This window comes from Comamonas denitrificans, assembly GCF_042654745.1.
Lineage (GTDB): Bacteria > Pseudomonadota > Gammaproteobacteria > Burkholderiales > Burkholderiaceae_C > Comamonas > Comamonas denitrificans.
The window spans coordinates 26,511-42,508 of record NZ_JBHSEY010000058.1 but is presented as its reverse complement, the minus strand read 5'-3'; the positions used below and the strand labels follow the sequence as shown (position 1 = coordinate 42,508).

Annotated in this window: 18 protein-coding genes and 2 tRNA genes; 8 read left to right on the top strand and 12 right to left on the bottom strand. The window is 62.7% G+C overall.

Annotation, left to right across the window (positions count from 1 at the left end):
- Nucleotides 1–38: 38 nt before the first annotated feature.
- The 4 genes from ACFO24_RS13255 to radC form a co-directional block, all read right to left on the bottom strand.
- Nucleotides 39–1,802: a diguanylate cyclase domain-containing protein gene (locus ACFO24_RS13255; RefSeq protein ID WP_377738772.1), complete on the bottom strand. Its 1,764-nt coding sequence runs from the start codon at nucleotides 1,800–1,802 to the stop codon at nucleotides 39–41.
- A 79-nt stretch (nucleotides 1,803–1,881) separates the two neighbouring features.
- On the bottom strand, nucleotides 1,882–2,727 hold the full coding sequence (locus ACFO24_RS13250) for an ABC transporter substrate-binding protein (RefSeq protein ID WP_377738771.1): 846 nt from the start codon (nucleotides 2,725–2,727) through the stop codon (nucleotides 1,882–1,884).
- A gap of 317 nt (nucleotides 2,728–3,044) precedes the next feature.
- Complete coding sequence (locus ACFO24_RS13245; RefSeq protein WP_377738770.1) at nucleotides 3,045–3,710, bottom strand: Smr/MutS family protein; 666 nt, start codon at nucleotides 3,708–3,710, stop codon at nucleotides 3,045–3,047.
- Nucleotides 3,707–4,381 (bottom strand): RadC family protein, encoded by a 675-nt coding sequence (gene radC, locus ACFO24_RS13240; protein ID WP_377738769.1) that lies wholly within the window; start codon nucleotides 4,379–4,381, stop codon nucleotides 3,707–3,709. The genes ACFO24_RS13245 and radC overlap by 4 nt, the downstream gene beginning before the upstream one ends.
- A gap of 64 nt (nucleotides 4,382–4,445) precedes the next feature.
- Here radC and ACFO24_RS13235 point away from each other — a divergent pair, with 64 nt between their 5' ends.
- Nucleotides 4,446–4,919: an FKBP-type peptidyl-prolyl cis-trans isomerase gene (locus ACFO24_RS13235; protein ID WP_377738768.1), complete on the top strand. Its 474-nt coding sequence runs from the start codon at nucleotides 4,446–4,448 to the stop codon at nucleotides 4,917–4,919.
- A gap of 4 nt (nucleotides 4,920–4,923) precedes the next feature.
- Entirely contained in the window at nucleotides 4,924–5,886 is a 963-nt protein-coding gene (ispH, locus tag ACFO24_RS13230) for a 4-hydroxy-3-methylbut-2-enyl diphosphate reductase (protein ID WP_377738773.1), read from the top strand.
- Nucleotides 5,887–5,971: 85 nt separating this feature from the next.
- On the opposite strand, the gene ACFO24_RS13225 is transcribed toward ispH, so the two are convergent.
- Entirely contained in the window at nucleotides 5,972–6,619 is a 648-nt protein-coding gene (locus tag ACFO24_RS13225; protein WP_377738767.1) for a CBS domain-containing protein, read from the bottom strand.
- A gap of 90 nt (nucleotides 6,620–6,709) precedes the next feature.
- Between ACFO24_RS13225 and serS the strand changes: the two genes are divergently transcribed.
- The 3 genes from serS (at nucleotide 6,710) to ACFO24_RS13210 (ending at nucleotide 8,283) form a co-directional block, all read left to right on the top strand.
- Nucleotides 6,710–8,026 (top strand): serine--tRNA ligase, encoded by a 1,317-nt coding sequence (serS, locus tag ACFO24_RS13220; RefSeq protein WP_377738766.1) that lies wholly within the window; start codon nucleotides 6,710–6,712, stop codon nucleotides 8,024–8,026.
- Between the two features lie 73 nt (nucleotides 8,027–8,099).
- A tRNA-Ser gene (locus ACFO24_RS13215) sits at nucleotides 8,100–8,189 on the top strand.
- Nucleotides 8,190–8,206: 17 nt separating this feature from the next.
- A tRNA-Arg gene (locus tag ACFO24_RS13210) sits at nucleotides 8,207–8,283 on the top strand.
- A gap of 69 nt (nucleotides 8,284–8,352) precedes the next feature.
- Here ACFO24_RS13210 and dapF read toward each other — a convergent pair.
- The 5 genes from dapF to ACFO24_RS13185 form a co-directional block, all read right to left on the bottom strand.
- The gene (gene dapF, locus ACFO24_RS13205; RefSeq protein ID WP_377738765.1) at nucleotides 8,353–9,237 is read right to left on the bottom strand and encodes a diaminopimelate epimerase; all 885 of its coding nucleotides are present in this window, start codon (nucleotides 9,235–9,237) and stop codon (nucleotides 8,353–8,355) included.
- On the bottom strand, nucleotides 9,234–10,076 hold the full coding sequence (gene nadE / locus ACFO24_RS13200; protein ID WP_377738764.1) for an ammonia-dependent NAD(+) synthetase: 843 nt from the start codon (nucleotides 10,074–10,076) through the stop codon (nucleotides 9,234–9,236). The genes dapF and nadE overlap by 4 nt, the downstream gene beginning before the upstream one ends.
- Complete coding sequence (locus ACFO24_RS13195) at nucleotides 10,073–11,341, bottom strand: diaminopimelate decarboxylase (protein WP_377738763.1); 1,269 nt, start codon at nucleotides 11,339–11,341, stop codon at nucleotides 10,073–10,075. Before ACFO24_RS13195 ends, nadE begins: the two co-directional genes overlap by 4 nt.
- Before the next feature lie 23 nt (nucleotides 11,342–11,364).
- Nucleotides 11,365–12,588, bottom strand: coding sequence for an LL-diaminopimelate aminotransferase (locus tag ACFO24_RS13190; RefSeq protein WP_377738762.1), 1,224 nt, complete (start codon nucleotides 12,586–12,588; stop codon nucleotides 11,365–11,367).
- 390 nt (nucleotides 12,589–12,978) lie between these two features.
- Nucleotides 12,979–13,371: a helix-turn-helix domain-containing protein gene (locus tag ACFO24_RS13185; RefSeq protein ID WP_377738761.1), complete on the bottom strand. Its 393-nt coding sequence runs from the start codon at nucleotides 13,369–13,371 to the stop codon at nucleotides 12,979–12,981.
- Between the two features lie 116 nt (nucleotides 13,372–13,487).
- Between ACFO24_RS13185 and ACFO24_RS13180 the strand changes: the two genes are divergently transcribed.
- The 3 genes from ACFO24_RS13180 to ACFO24_RS13170 are packed head-to-tail and all read left to right on the top strand — an operon-like array spanning nucleotide 13,488 to nucleotide 15,469.
- A complete protein-coding gene (locus ACFO24_RS13180) occupies nucleotides 13,488–14,738 on the top strand; it encodes a site-specific DNA-methyltransferase (protein WP_377738760.1) in 1,251 nt (416 codons plus the stop codon).
- A complete protein-coding gene (locus tag ACFO24_RS13175) occupies nucleotides 14,690–15,274 on the top strand; it encodes a hypothetical protein (protein WP_377738759.1) in 585 nt (194 codons plus the stop codon). The genes ACFO24_RS13180 and ACFO24_RS13175 overlap by 49 nt, the downstream gene beginning before the upstream one ends.
- Nucleotides 15,275–15,469: a hypothetical protein gene (locus ACFO24_RS13170; protein WP_377738758.1), complete on the top strand. Its 195-nt coding sequence runs from the start codon at nucleotides 15,275–15,277 to the stop codon at nucleotides 15,467–15,469.
- 8 nt (nucleotides 15,470–15,477) lie between these two features.
- Here the strand turns inward: ACFO24_RS13170 and ACFO24_RS13165 are convergent, their stop codons facing one another.
- Together ACFO24_RS13165 and ACFO24_RS13160 are read right to left on the bottom strand one after the other, a co-directional pair.
- The gene (locus ACFO24_RS13165; RefSeq protein ID WP_377738757.1) at nucleotides 15,478–15,759 is read right to left on the bottom strand and encodes a type II toxin-antitoxin system RelE/ParE family toxin; all 282 of its coding nucleotides are present in this window, start codon (nucleotides 15,757–15,759) and stop codon (nucleotides 15,478–15,480) included.
- Nucleotides 15,756–15,995, bottom strand: coding sequence for a TA system antitoxin ParD family protein (locus ACFO24_RS13160; protein ID WP_377738756.1), 240 nt, complete (start codon nucleotides 15,993–15,995; stop codon nucleotides 15,756–15,758). Before ACFO24_RS13160 ends, ACFO24_RS13165 begins: the two co-directional genes overlap by 4 nt.
- Nucleotides 15,996–15,998: the final 3 nt, after the last annotated feature.

The window sequence follows — 15,998 nt, the reverse complement described above, 5'->3', positions numbered from 1 at the left end:
TACGAGGCACAGCGCAAAAAAGCCGCGTAAGCCGGGAGCTAAGAACTCCACAAAACAGGGGCAACATCAATGTGCAGCGCGGCTTTTAAATCGTTGCGCAGGGCCAGCCGGGCGCTGGCCGCCTCTTGCAGGGCGTGGGCAAAAAAGCGCACGCGGTTGTCGCCCGCCGCTTTGGACAGGTGCATGGCCGTTTCGGCCTCGCGCAGCAGCTCGGGCGGGTCTTGACTGTCATTGGGGATCATGACCACCCCGGCACCAGCGGACAGGTGCAGGGTCTGCTGGTGAACCTGCAGGGGTTGGGCGATTTGGGCCAGCACGTTTTCGATGCTGCTGGCCGCCTGGGCGCTGGCTTGTTCCAGTGTGCCGCTCAGGTTGGTCAGCAGCAGGGCAAAGGTGTCGCTGTGGATGCGGGCAAAAAACTGGTGCTGCACTTGCTGGCTGCTCAGGCGCTGGGCCAGGGTGCGCAAGGCGGTATCGCCAAAAGCCATGCCAAAGGCATCGTTGATGGCTTTGAAATTATCAAGATTAAAGGTCGCCAAGGCCGATCGGCGGTTCGGATTGCGCTCTACTTCTTGAAGCTCCAGGTGAATGTGGTCAAAAATCTGGCGGCGGTTGGGCAGGCCGGTCAGGGTATCAAAGTGGGCCAGCTGCCGGATTTTGGCCTCGGCCTGCAGGCGCGGGCGCATATCGCGGGCAACCACCGTGCGCACGGTGCGTCCGTCCACCTCGCGCTGCATGGCGGTGACTTCGCAAGGGATGGGGGTGCCATCCACCGACAGAAAACTCACATCCCACACGCCCGTGGCCCCAGCGGTGGCCCGCTGGCGGATGAGGGGGCGGTATTCCGGGCTCACCAAGGTGAAGATATCGGCCCCAATGAGCTGCTGGGCGGGCCGCCCCAGCAGCTGTTCGGCCCGGCTATTGACGTCCAGGATGGTGCCTTGTTCGTGAAAAAAGATCGCCTCCAGGGTGGCATCGGCCAGTTGGTGAAACCGTGCCTCGGTCGTGCTCAGTGCCGCTTGGCTGGCATGCAGCGCTTGGGCCATGTGTTGCAGGGATTGGCCCAGCTGAAACAGCTCGCCGGTGCCCGCCAAGGGTGCAGCGATTTGTAACTTCCCCTGGCCAATGGTGCGCATGGCTGCGTCCAGAGCGGCCACCGGGCGCAGGATGAAGCGGCGGGCAAGGCTTAAGAGCAGGATGGCCGCAATGCTGGTAATGAGCAGAAACATCAACCATTGCGCCCGCGTGTGTGCGCTGTACTGGGCGACCAAGGGGGCCAGGTCGTATTCAATCAACAGGCTGCCGTAGCGGTTGGTGCGCAACTCGTTGGAGCGCAGGGGCATGGCCACTGGGGAGATGGCGTGCAGCTGCAGGCCTTCGATGTCCAGGTGCAGGTGGGCTTGGCCAGGCTTGGTGCTGACCGTCTCCAGGGCCTGGGCTTGGTGGGGCAAGGCTTGCTTGGCAGGCAAGCCCTTCCAGGCAAATTGGGTGGCGGCCAGCACCTGGTCGTTGTCATCGAGCAAAACGGCGTAATTCACCATCGGCGAGAGGCCTAAATCGGCCACGATGGCATCCGTGCCACTGCCATCGCCTCGGCGCAGCACGGTTTCCAAGGCCCGGCGGGCACTGAGCAGTTGGGCGTGGGCTGTGCGCTGCGAGAAGCGTTGCAGGTCTTGCTGGGCGTGCCAGTGCTCTAAAAGCGTTAGCAAGAAAAACACCAGGGCGCAGACGATGAGCAAGGCCAGGGGCAGCCATACCTGCAAGCGGATGGAGCGCGGCGCAGTGGAGGGGCTGGCGGTCATGGGGTGGCCTTTTGGGCAAAATCGGCCCGAATCAGATCCGCCATATTGGGCGGGTTGGGCAGCAGGTGGCTGGTCTGCATCACACGGTGGCCAAGTACTGGGCGGTAGCGGCCAGGCCGGTGTCAGCCTGGGTCAGCAGCGTGTGGTTCATGCGGGCATCGGGGATGTCAATGCCCGCCAGTGCCTGGCCCAGCTCCTGGGGGGCAAGGCCTTGGCGCTGGGCCATGTGCTGCCAGGCTGGGGTGGGGTGTTCGCGCAAATAGGTCAGTGCCTGCTGCTGACCGGCAATCAGCCGTTCAATTTGCGCGCGGCAGCACTCTAAAGCCGATTGCCGCGCTACCAGCACATCGACGATTTGCCCCGGAATGTCTGCGCTGCTGAACACCACCTGCCCGCCCGCGTTGAGGATTTTTTGGCGCACGGGGTCAAGTGTGACCACGGCATCAATGGTGTTGGCCTGCCACGCGGGCCAGTGTTCATCCAGGGGCAGGGGCACGACGCGGATGTCGGACACCTGCAAGTGCGCTTGTGCTAAGGCGGCGTTGAGCATGTAGCCCCCGACGGCGGTTTGCTCCACGCCAATGCGTTTGCCGCGCAGGGCATCCAGGGTGGTGATGCCCGGCTTGGCCAGCAGTGCATCTGCACCGGCAGAAGTGTTCAGCACCCAAATAACGGCGATGGGCACACCCTCTTGGGCCAGCAGCAAGGCTTCATCCAGGGTCAGCCCTGCCAGGTCCAAGCTGCCAACGCGCAAGGCATCCATGGCTTGGGTGGACGATGCCAGCTCCACCAAACGCAGATTGGCCCCTTCGTAATAGCCCAGGTCGCGGGCCAAATACAAGGGCTCGTAGCCAATCCAGGTATTGGTGCCGACCGTCAGTGGGGGCTGGTAGCGGGGGCTGCAGCCCAGCAAAGCCGCAGCCACGACAAAACAGTGGCAACAGCAAAAAATAGACGAAAGATGTGCGGCATGGGGCAGAAAAAACTGCAGAAGGTGCAGTGTGTGCGTTCAATTATGCCAAGTCCCTTAGAACGTGTTCACGATCTCCTCATGGGTGTGCGGGCGCGGCTTCGGGCGGTCTGCGTCGTTGCAAATCCTCGCAATAGCCAAGCTATTGCTGTGGTTTGCGCCTCGCAACCCATCCCCAACCGCATCCCCCACACCTTCATTCGAGATCATGAACACGTTCTTAGGCAAAAAAGGGCTTGAGAACGTGTTCGCGATCTCTCGTGAACACGTTCTTAGCGCCGATGTGAGCGATGGCTGGGCTGCAATAAAACGATCAGCGCCCCGGCACCGCCATCGGCGGGCCGGGCCTGGACAAAGGCTTGCACTTCGCGCTTTTGCACCAGCCAGCGTAGCACCTTGCCCTTGAGCACGGGCACCTTGCCCGGCGAGCCCAGGCCCTTGCCGTGGATGATGCGCACGCAGCGCAGCCCAGTGCGGTGGGCCAGGCGGATGAATTGGCCCAGGGCCTCGCGCGCCTCATCGGTGCGCAGGCCGTGCAGGTCCAGCTGGCGCTGAATGCTCCACTGCCCGCTGCGCAGCTTGCGCAACACGTCCGGGCCGATACCGGGGCCGCGGTAGCTTAAATCGGCATCCACCTCCAGCAAGGTGCTGATGTCAAACTCATCGCTCATGGCTTCGCGCAGCACGTTTTGCTCATCAATATGCAGCTGCAGCGGCTCTGGAGGTATGTTTTTTGTTTTGTTTTGATAGATATTTTTTACAGGCAGTGGGGTTACTGCTCCTACTGTAAGAGCAAACAGATTGCGCTCGCGTTCTGCTTGGCGGGCGGCCGCTTCCTGGGCCTGGCGCAGGGCCAATTGTTGGGCGTGGCGCTGTTGGATCTCTTTGGCCAGGGGTTTGAGCCCGTGCAGGCCATGGATGCGGGTGGCTCGCTTCATACCAAGCCCTGCTCGGCCATCGACAAGGCCTGGCCCTGGGCCACGATAAGGTGGTCCAGCACACGCACATCCACCAGCGCCAGGGCCGATTTCAAGGTGCTCGTCAGCTGGATGTCGGCACGGCTGGGCTCCACACTGCCGCTGGGGTGGTTGTGCGCCAGCACCACGGCGGCGGCGTGGTGGTGCAAGGCGCGCAGCACCACCTCGCGCGGGTACACCGAGGTTTGACTGAGCGTGCCGCGAAACAGCTCCTCCATGGCAATCAGGTGGTGCTGGCTGTCCAGAAACAGCACGGCAAACACCTCGTGCTGGCGGTGTGCCAAGTGCAGTTGCAAATAGTGTTTCACGGCCTCGGGGCTGTCAAACAGCGGGCGCTGCTGCAGCTGCTGGGCGGTGGCGCGGCGGGCCAGCTCCATCACGGCCAAAATTTCGGTTTGCTTGGCCGGCCCCAGGCCTTTGATGCTGGCCAGGTCGCGCACGCTGGCGTTGAGCAGCCCCGCCAGCCCGCCTTGCTGCGCCAAAATCGCGTGCGCCAGTTGCAGCACGCCGCAGCCGGCCAGGCCGGTGCGCAGCAAAATGGCCAGCAGCTCCGCATCGGACAGCGCACCCGCGCCCCGGGCCAGGAGTTTTTCGCGCGGCAGGGTATCGGGGGGTAAGTCTTTGAACGACATGGCAGGCGTAAAAAAAGGGCTAAGGGTAACTTCTTACAATGCGGCCCAGTTTAAAGGGACTCTTATGACCGATAGCTTCGTATCAACCCAGGACACCGCCCGCGTGCAGCCGGGCGCTTTTTTAACTTTGCACTACCGCTTAAGCGGTGCCACCGGCGATGTGGTGAACACCTTTGGTGGCAAACCCAGCACACTGACGCTGGGCATGGGTGAGCTGGCCCCTGCGCTGGAAGAAAAAATCATCGGCCTGGCCGAGGGTGAACGCGCCAGCTTTGCGTTGCCGGCCGGTGCGGCGTTTAGCGAACGCAACCCCGAACTGGTGCAGTGGGTATCGCGCAAGCTGCTCAGTGCCCAGGGCGACCCGAACGAGCAGTACGAAGTGGGCGAAGTGGTGGAATTTCCCACCCCCGATGGCGAAGGCAGCTACGCCGGTGCCGTGGTGCAGGTGCGCGAGGATGGCGCGGTGCTGTTTGACTTCAACCACCCGCTGGCCGGCCAGCCGGTGACGTTTGAAGTTGAAATCATTGGGATCATTTGAGGTGATGGAGCCCAAAGAAATTCTCCTGGCCGAGCCGCGCGGCTTTTGCGCCGGGGTCGATCGTGCGATCGAGATCGTCGAGCGGGCGCTGCTCAAATTTGGTGCCCCCATCTACGTGCGCCATGAAATTGTGCACAACACCTATGTGGTCAATGACCTGAAAGCGCGCGGCGCGATCTTCATCGAAGACTTGGCCGAGGTGCCAGCCGGTGCCACCTTGGTGTTCTCGGCCCACGGCGTGAGCCAGGCCGTGCAGCAAGAGGCCAAGCGCCGGGGCTTTAGCATTTTTGATGCCACCTGCCCGTTGGTGACCAAGGTCCACGTTGAAGTGGCCAAGCTGGCCAAGGAGGGCTACGAGTTCCTCATGATTGGCCACAAAGGCCACCCCGAGGTGGAAGGCACCATGGGCCAGCTCTTGGACGGCATCTACCTGGTCGAGGACGAGGCCGACGTCCACACCGTGCAGCCGCGCCAAAGCGAGAAGCTGGCCGTGGTCACCCAGACCACCTTGAGCGTGGACGATGCCGCCAGCATTCTGGCCGCCATTCGCCAGCGCTTTCCGCAGATTCGCGAGCCCAAGCAGCAAGATATTTGCTACGCCACGCAGAACCGCCAGGATGCGGTCAAGCAACTGGCCGGGCAGGTGGATGTGCTCATCGTCGTGGGCAGCCCCACCAGCAGCAACAGCAACCGCCTGCGCGAGCTGGCCGAGCGCCTGGGCACGCCCGCCTTCATGGTTGATAGCCCTGAAGAATTGCAGCCGCAGTGGTTCGCCCAGGCCACCCGCGTGGGCTTGACGGCGGGCGCTTCGGCCCCCGAGGTGCTGGTGCAGGGCGTGATTGCGCGCATCCAGGCATTGGGCGCGGCCAGCGTGCGCAAGATGGACGGGTTGGAGGAAACCATCAAGTTCCCCCTGCCCAAAGGCTTGAAGCTGGAGCCGCTGTCCATCAGTAAATCGAAAAAATAAAGAGCTTTTTGCGCTTGAAAATAAAGGACTTCAGAGTGTTTAACCTCTGAAGCCCTTTGTTTATGAGCGGTTCAAGCTCTGTTATTTAACCCCACATGTCCAGCGGCGGATCGGCCGCCACGGCCCGCAGGATGTCGGTGCGGCTGACAAAGCCCAACAGCACCCCCTCGGCATCGGTCACGGGCAGGCCGGGCAAGCCGGTATCCATCAGCACATGGGCCAGGCGGCGCAAGCTGGTGTCTTGCGCCACGGCGGGCACGGGGGTGAGCATCAGCTCGGCCACGCGGCGCTGGGCCATGGCCGGGCTGGGGCTGCGCGCCAGCGATGGCGGGGCCATGTCAGCACGCAGCAGCAGGCCCACCACCCGATCGCGCTCATTGAGCACGGGGGCCTGGGCCACCCGGTGCGTGCTGAGCAGGCTCCAGGCCGCCTCCACCGACATGTGCGGGCGCACGGTCAAAGCGCCCCGGGTCATCACATCGGCCACCAATTCCAGGGGGCGGCGCTCTTTGGGGGCATCTTGGCCGTAGGCGCTGCGCAGTTGGGCGCTTTGGCGCTGGGTGTGCGGGGGGGCGGTATCGGTGGCCAGCTGGCCGGCTGCGCGTTCGCCCACGTCCGTGGTGTTGGAGCGCAGCGCCGCCGGCCGTGCCACGCCGCGCACGGCAGCGATTTGGCTCAGGCGCTCGTAGCTGCCAGCGTACATTGGGCCGTTGGTGTTAAAGACGTAGAACATCGGGGGCAGCCTCCAGGGTTGTGCAGACCAGCGGTTATAGCAGGCACAATTAGCGGTTTGCCGCGCTACGGCCTCACTGATACCACCACCATGCTAGATGTTCTTTTGCTGCGCAAAGATTTGGACAGCGTTATCGCCCGTCTTTCCACCCGTAAAAATCCCCAACCCTACTTGAACGTTGAGGCTTTCCGTGCCCTGGAAGCCGAGCGCAAAACCCTGCAAATGCGCACGGAAGAATTGCAGGCCCAGCGCAATCAGCTCTCCAAACAGATCGGCCAGCTCATGGGCAAGGGCGAGAAAGAGGCCGCCGAAGCCGCCAAGGCCCAGGTTGCTGCGTTCAAGGACGAACTCGATGCCTCGGCCCAGCGCCTGGAATCCATCCAGGCCGAGCTGGCCACCTTGCTGCTGGCCGTGCCCAACCTGCCGCACGCGAGCGTGCCCGTGGGCGCGGGCGAGGAGGACAACGTCGAAGTGCGCCGCTGGGGCACACCGCGCAGCTTTGACTTCGAGGCCAAAGACCACGTGGATGTGGGCACGCCGCTGGGGTTGGATTTTGATATGGGCGTGAAGCTCTCCGGGGCCCGCTTTACGGTGATGCAGGGCGGCATCGCCCGCCTGCACCGTGCCCTGGCGCAATTCATGCTGGACGTGCAAACCCAGGAGCACGGCTACACCGAGTGCTATGTGCCCTACGCGGTGAACGCCGATTCGCTCCAAGGCACGGGCCAGTTGCCCAAGTTTGAGGAAGACCTGTTTGCCGCCAAAAAAGGCGGGCAGGACGGCGAGCCGGTGCCCGATCATGCGGCGCTGTACCTGATCCCCACCAGCGAAGTGCCACTGACCAACTTTGTGCGCGACGAAGTGCTGCCCGAGGCCACTTTGCCCATCCGCCTGACCGCGCACACACCGTGCTTTCGCTCCGAGGCCGGCAGCTACGGGCGCGATACGCGCGGCATGATCCGCCAGCACCAGTTCGACAAGGTGGAAATGGTGCAAATCGTCCACCCCGAAAACAGCTACGAAGCGCTGGAAGCCATGACCGGCCACGCCGAGGCCATCCTGCAAAAACTGGGCTTGCCCTACCGCGTGATGAGCCTGTGTACGGGCGACATGGGCTTTGGCGCGGCCAAAACCTACGACCTGGAAGTGTGGCTGCCCGGCCAGGGCAAGTACCGCGAAATCAGCTCCATCTCCAACTGCGAAGACTTCCAGGCCCGCCGCCTGCAAGCGCGCTTCAAGAATGCCAAGGGCAAAAACGAGCTGGTACACACCCTGAACGGCTCGGGCCTGGCCGTGGGCCGCTGCCTGGTGGCCGTGCTGGAAAATTATCAGAACCAGGACGGCAGCGTGACCATTCCCGAAGCCTTGCGCCCCTACATGGGCGGCTTGGAGCGCTTGGCCGCGTAAATTTCAGCATATTTCAGCGTAAATTTTTCGTGCGGGCCTAAAAATCCAGCTACAATTGCGGATTCCACGATGCGGAGAGGTGGCAGAGTGGTCGAATGTACCTGACTCGAAATCAGGCGTGGTGGCAACATCACCGAGGGTTCGAATCCCTCCCTCTCCGCCAGTGAATCGTTTTTTTGCGCGGCTGTAGCTCAGCTGGATAGAGTACTTGGCTACGAACCAAGGGGTCGTGGGTTCGATTCCTGCCAGCCGCGCCAGATGCAAAGCCCTGAAACTGAAAAGTTTCAGGGCTTTTTGCTTTGCGTTTGATTTTGCTGATTTGTTGTTTACACGGTGGGCGCGGCTTCGGGCCAGTGCCACAGGCCGTCGTACACCCGCGTGGCCGGGCCTTGCATGTGCACGTGCTGGCCTTCGCCCGGCCAGTCAATCTGCAATGGCCCGCCGGGCAGCAGCACCGTCACGTGCTGGCCCAGCCAGCCCAGGCGCTGCCCGGCGACCACGGCGGCGCAGGCACCGGTGCCGCAGGCCAAGGTTTCGCCGGTGCCGCGTTCATAAACGCGCAGGCGGATGCGGTCGGGGACCAGCACCTGCATGAAGCCAACATTCACCCGGGCAGGAAAGCGCGGGTGCGATTCCAGCAGCGGCCCCAGCGTGGCGACGGGGGCGCTGTCCACATCCGCCACGCGCAGCACAGCGTGCGGGTTGCCCATGTTCACCACGGCCAGGTGTACCGTTTCATCGCCCACAGCCACGGGGTAGCGCAGCGCCGGGGCCGGGGCGGTGAAGGGGATTTCTTGCGGCAGAAAGCGCGGCATGCCCATGTCCACCTGCACGTGGCCGGTGTCGGTGATGTGCAGCACGATGGTGCCTGCGCAGGTCTGCACGCGGATGCGGCGTTGGTCCGTCAGCCCCTGGTCGTGGACGAAGCGGGCAAAGCAGCGGGCACCGTTGCCGCATTGCTCCACCTCAGAGCCATCGGCGTTAAAGATGCGGTAGCCAAAGTCCACATCCGCGCTTGGCCCTGGCGTGACCACCAGCAACTGGTCAAAGCCCACGCCGAAATGCCGATCGGCCAGGGCACGGATGTCTTCCGGTGACAGGGCGATGGGCTGGCGCGTGGCATCCAGCACCAGAAAATCGTTGCCCAGACCGTGCATTTTGGTGAAGGGCAGGGGCGGGCGGCGCAAAGCCGTTGTGCTCGTCGTGGTCATGGCGTAAGGGGTTGGGCGCGCTTGTGCCCGCTAGCTTCGTAGGCGGTGACGATGCGCTGGAAGGCGTGGGGATCGACCGGATGACCGTGCAAAAAGGCATCAATCTGGTCGTAGGTGACACCGTAGGCGGCTTCGTCCGGGCGGCCTGGGGCGAGGTCTTCCAGATCGGCGGTGGGGGTTTTGTGAACCAGTTCGGCCGGTGCGCCCAAGTGGGTGGCGATGGCGCGCACCTGGCCCTTGACCAAGCCGGACAGCGGGGCCAGATCGCACGCACCATCGCCGAATTTGGTGAAAAAGCCCATCACCGCCTCGGCGGCGTGGTCGGTGCCAATCACCAGCCCGCCCGTGGCGTTGGCCAGGGCGTATTGCGCCACCATGCGGGTGCGGGCCTTGACGTTGCCCAGCACAACATCGCGCCGGCGGGCGGGCAGGGTGGACAGCTTGGGCAGGTGCGCAGCCAGGGCCTGCACCGCGTTTTCAATCGGCACGGTGCATTCCTCATCGGCGCGGACAAAGGCCAGGGCAGCGCGGGCAGCGTCCTCGTCGTGCTGGGTGCCGTAGGGCAGGCGCACAGCGATGAAACGGTAGCGGCCATCGCGGGTGCGGGTGCGCAGCGCCTGCACGGCCAGTTGTGCCAGCCGCCCGGCCACCAGCGAATCAACCCCGCCGCTGATGCCCAGCACCAGGGTGGTCAGGCCGCTGGCCTGCAGCGTGTCTTCGATGAAGACCTGCCGCCGCAGTGCCTCGGCTGCCAGCATGGCCGGGTTGGTAAACGGCGGGGTCACACCCAGCACGGCGGCAATGGCGTTTTGGCGGGGGTGCAGGCGTGGCAGGGTCATGGCTGCCACTCCCGCGCGGGAAATTGCAGCGTGGCGAAGTAGTCTTGCAGCGTCTCGGCGCGGCGGATGCGCTCTACGCTGCCATGGGGGCGCAGCAGCAGCTCCTGCGGGCGCAGCTTGCCGTTGTAGTTAAAGCCCATGGCGTGGCCGTGCGCCCCGGTGTCGTGGATGACGAGCAGATCGCCATCGGCCACCGGCGGCAGGGGGCGCTGCACGGCAAATTTATCGTTGTTCTCGCACAGCGAGCCAACGACATCCACCAGCGCGTCATGCGGGTTGGCCTCGCTGGCGGTTTTGCCGACCACGTCGATGTGGTGGTACGCGCCGTACATGCCGGGGCGCATCAGGGCGGACATACAGGCATCCACGCCGATGTAGGTGCGATAACTCTCTTTGCGGTTGATGGCCCGCGTCACCAGCACGCCGTGTGGGCCGGTGATGTAGCGCCCGCTTTCCATGTGCAGCGCGGGCGCGTGGCCGTGGCGGGTGCGGAAATCGGCCAGCAGCGCCTGCGCCTGTTGGCCCAGGGCCTCGACATCGAATGCTTCCTCTTCGGGCCGGTAGGGGATGCCCAGGCCGCCGCCCATGTTGATGAACTCCAGGCGAATGCCCAGCTCTGCCTGCACCCAGGCGGCCACCTGCAGCAGCATCTCTACCGTCTGCACCATGTAGCGGTGGTCGCGCTCGTTCGAGGCCAGCATGGTGTGCAGGCCAAAGCGCCGCGCCCCCCGGGCCTGGGCGGCGCGAAAAGCGTCGAGCAGCTGGGCGTGTGGCACGCCGTATTTGGCCTCCAGCGGGTTGCCGATGATGCTGTTGCCGCTGCGCTCGGCCCCGGGGTTGTAGCGAAAGCACACCAGCTCGGGCATCTGCGGCACCTTGGCCACCAGGCTCAGGTCGTCCAGGTTCAGGATGCAGCCGCCGTCCTGCGCGGCCACGGCAAATTCCTCGGGCGAAGTGTTGTTGGAGGTGAACATGATCTCCTCGCCGCGTGCGCCAGCCTGGCGGGCCAGCACCAGTTCGGCGATGGAGCTGCAATCAAAACCGCAGCCCAGCTCACGCAGCAAGGCCAGGATGCGCGGGTTGGGCAGCGCCTTGACGGCGTAATACTCTTTGAACCCGGCCACCTTGGCAAAGGCCGCGTGCAGGCGGGCCATGGTGGCGCGGATGCCGGCCTCGTCGTAGATATGAAAGGGCGTGCCGAAGTGCTCGGCAATGGCTGGCAGCTGGGGGTACAGGCGCTGGCGAAAATCGTTGGAAATGGGCATGGTGGATTCTCTGTTTGCTGTATTTATTGAAGCGCTTGGCGTATACGCTGCAAGGCGTTGGCCACGTTTTCTGCACTATTGAAGGCGCTGATGCGCACATGCTGCTGGCCGCAGCGGCCAAAGCCCACACCCGGCGTGCAGACCACCCCGGCGCGGTGCAGCAGCAGGTCGAAAAACGCCCAGGCATCGCGCTGCGCATCAATCCAGACGTAGGGCGCGTTCTCGCCCCCGGTGCAGGCAAAGCCCATGGCCTCAAAAGCGCGGCGAATGGTGCGGGCGTTGTCCAGGTAGCCGTCAATCAGCGCCCGCACCTGCTGCTGGCCCTCGGCGCTGTAGACCGCCTCGGCAGCGCGTTGCACGGGGTAGGACACGCCGTTGAACTTGGTCGTGTGCCGCCGCATCCACAGCGCATGCAGGGCTACGGGCTGGCCGCTGTCGTCCCAGGCCATGCACTCTTTGGGCACCACGGTGTAGGCGCAGCGCAGGCCGGTAAAGCCCGCCGTCTTGGAGTAGCTGCGAAACTCAATCGCCACCTCGCGCGCGCCGGGGATTTCGTAGATGGAGTGCGGCAGTTCGGGGTCGCGAATAAAGGCTTCATACGCCGCATCAAACAAAATCAGCGCCCGGTTTTGGCGCGCGTAATCCACCCAGGCGGCCAGTTGCGCGCGCGTGGCGGTGGCGCCCGTGGGGTTGTTCGGAAAGCACAGGTAGATCAGATCGACCGGCTCGCTGGGCAGGGCGGGCACATAGCCGTTGGCGGCGGTGCTGTCCAGATAGACAAAGCCGGGGTAGCGGCCATCGACGGCGGCATCGGTGCGCCCGGCCATGACGTTGGTGTCCACATACACCGGGTACACCGGATCGGGGATGGCCACGCGCACATCCTGGGCAAAAATCTCCTGGATGTTGCCGGTGTCGGACTTGGCGCCATCGCTGACAAAAATTTCATCGGCATCGACCTGGGCACCACGGGCTTGGAAGTCGTGCGTAGCAATCGCCTCGCGCAGAAAGTCGTAGCCCTGCTCCGGGCCATAGCCGCGAAAGCTGGCGGCATTGGCCATCTCGTCCGTGGCCTGGTGCAGCGCGGCAATGCAGGCGGGCGGCAGCGGCTGGGTCACATCGCCAATGCCCAGGCGGATCAGGTGTTTGTCCGGGTGCTGCTGCTGAAAGGCGCTGACACGCCGGGCGATGTCGGCAAACAAATAGCTGGCTTGCAGCTTGGGGTAGTGGGGGTTGATGCGGATCATGGTGGGTTCTTCAAGCTGGCCGGTTGAATCAATAAAACAATAGCTTCTACCGCTGATAAATAAATGTTTTTATAGATAAATAATCTTTAAAACAAGCAAATACAAGCGTAAACAGCTATTCAATGAATGAACACTTGCCATCATGCACAGGTGCCTAGGCACCTGCCTTATTGCACAATGGCGCTTAAAGAAAGATGCAAGCAAGAACCGTGCCAAGCTGAAAAATCTTTGCTTTGGGCCCGTATTTTCAGGGCGCTGCGCTGCTTTGCTGCGGTGCAGCGTGCCCAAGACGGCCCGGCTTGCCAGCCGCGCCATGCACCAAAAAAGTGCAGCCATGCCCCGCTGCAGCGCAGGCGGTCTGCTGGGTGCGGGTAGAGTAAAGCTAGCTGGCTAGCTGTTATGGGCTTTGGCAAACGTCAGGATCACCTCGCGAATGATCTTGCGCTGGGGTGCGGGGAGCTGCAAAAAAGCATCGAAGGTTTCGCGCTCCAGATAGCCCACACCTTCTTCCCAGCGTTGGCGGTGCTGCAGCACCGACTGGCGTATGCCTTCGCCAAAGCGCAGCACTTCGGGTTCGATCTTGAGCACCTCCGCCAGGGTGATGAGCTTGTCTTGCTCGGGAATGGACTCCCCCCGCAGCCAGCGCGACACCGCCTGGAATGACACCGATCGGCCCCAGTAGTGCGTATTGAACAAATTGAGCAATACCGCCGGGCGCGGCTCCAAGCCTGCGGCCCGCATGGCAGCTTGCAGACGTTCGGCAAATTCCAGCTTTTGATCCATGCTGGAACATTAAATTTCTGTTTAATTTTTATTAAACTTTGTGTTGTACGATCAATTGAATTTTTAGTTCAATTTTTGATTGAATTGCGCAAATTGGCGCATTTCACGTACAGCCCATGCCCAAGTCCCTGCTCGAACAACTCCCCGAAATCGTCGCCAACGGGCGCAAGCAAGCCGAACGCATCCTAGAAAGTCTGGAAAGTCGATCACGCGTGCGCCTGCAAACGCGCGAGGTGGTGCTGCCCGCCAAGGACGTGGCAGCGCAGGACTGGGTGACGCAACAAACCCGCCAAACCCAACACGCCGCCGCGCAGGCGGGCAACGGGCAGGACGCGGGCTGGATGAACCGCCTGATCTACGGCGACAATCTGCTGGCCATGGCCGCGCTGCTGGCGGGCGATGAGCACACACCCAGCCTGCGCGGCAAGGTGGATTTGATCTATATCGACCCGCCGTTTGATTCCAAAGCCGACTACCGCACCAAAGTCACGCTACCGGGTGTGGAGCTGGAGCAGCGGCCCACGGTGATTGAGCAGTTTGCGTATTCCGATACCTGGAGCGACGGCACCGCCTCCTACCTGGCCATGATCACGCCGCGCCTGATCCTGATGCGCGAGCTGCTGGCGGACACCGGCTCGATTTATGTGCATCTGGATTGGCATGTGGGGCATTACGTCAAGCTGGTGATGGATGAGATTTTTGGCAAAAAGAGCTTCGTCAACGAAATCGTTTGGTGTTACAGCATCGGCGGAAAAGGCGACGGCAGGTTTGCAAGAAAACACGACACGATCCAGCTTTATGCGAAAAGCGATTCACCCATATTCAACGGAAAAGATCCAATGGTTGTTATGAATCGCAAGCCGAACAGCCACATGCGCCTCAAAGTCGATGCAGACGGGCGTGAATACCAAGAGAAGACTGATAAGAAAAGCGGGAAGGTATACCGCTACTACGTTGACGAAGGAAAAATCCCTGAGGACTATTGGACTGACATCGAACAGCTCAATCGAGAAGATTCGGAGCGGGTCGGATACGACACCCAAAAGCCACAGGCGCTACTCAGACGAATTCTTGCAGCGTCATCCAATCCTGGCTCGATCATTTGTGACTTCTTCGGCGGCTCCGGCACCACCGCCGCCGTCGCTGAAAAACTGGGCCGCCGCTGGATCACCACCGATCTGGGCAAACCCGCCTGCATGATCATGCGCAAGCGCTTGATCGACCTGGAGGCCAAGCCCTTCCTGTACCAGGCCATTGGGACTACCAGATCGAAGCGGCCAAAACCCATTTTGGCAAACGCGATTTTCGGGTGGGCGATTTGTCGCAAATCGTGTTGTCGCTCTATGGTGCCCTGCCATTGCCGCTAGAAGCCAACCCGCAGCGCAATCTGGGCCAGATTGCCGGGGTGGATTTTGGCGGGCGGCGTGGCAGCAAGACGCTGGTGCTGGCCGATTCGCCCAACAAGCTCACGGGCGCGGCCACGCTGAAAAAAGCCATTGCCCAGCGCGACAACCTGTTGGGCGGCTGGGACCGTGTGGTGGTGCTGGGCTGGAACTTTGACCCCTCGATTGGCGAGACGATTACGGCGCTGAACGATAACCGGCTAGAGGTGCTGGTGATTCCGCCCGACTTGCTCGATCGCCTGCGCAAAAAAGGCGGGGTGGAGAAGCTGCGTGGGCAGGTGCGTTTTTCCAGCCTGCAGTACCTGACGCTGCACCCGGTGCAGCGGCGCGTGCAGGGCAACGAAGAAACCCTGAGCGTGCGCCTGAAAAACTATGTGCTGCTCTCGCCTGAGGCGATCAATCTGGACGATGCCAACCGCGCCAAGCTGCAAGCTGTTGCCAACGCCGAGCCACTGGCGCTGATCGAATACTGGGCAGTGGACCCGGACTACGACGGGTAGGTGTTCCGCTCGGTGTGGCAGGACTACCGGGGCAATGTCGCCAACGATGGCGATCCGCTGCGCGTGACCACGCAGGCCTTGCTGACGGTGCCCGCCAAGGCCAGGCTGCGCCGCGTGTGCGTGCGGGTGGTGGATGTGTTTGGCTTTGAGGCCGAGGTGGTCAGCACCGTGGAGAGCGTGGAGGGGGTGGCGTGAGCGCGTGGTTAGCGCTTCATATCCCGATAGAAATTCTCGTGCGGCCCCAGGGCTTCCAGATAGACCAGCCGCACGGTGTCCTCGCGGGTGTAGCCCAGCAGATACAGCTGGCCGTTGCTGCGGAATTTATGCACCCACAGCTGGGCCAGATCGCCTTTTTTGCGCTCGCCCACATCGGGGTTTTGCGCCACGGTGGCCACAGCGGCATCGGTATCGGCAATCAGTGTGGCGTTGGTCAGCTTTTTGTAGCTGCGGGCAAAGCGCCGGGTTTGGCGCACTTCCCAGCTCATGCTTGTACGGCAGCGGTGCTGCGTGGCGTGAAGGGCGTGGCATCTTCGTGCGGCTCGGCCAGGCTCATCAGGCTTTCGGCAATGAAGGAGGCAGGCAGATCGGGGTTGTCCAGCGCGGCGCGGCCCACTTTGGCCCAGAACTCCACCTGTCCTTGGACGGTGCGGAATTCCGCCTTGGCGGCAGCACGGGCGGCATCAACCAGGCTTTCGTCGATACGTACGGAGATGGTGGACATGGC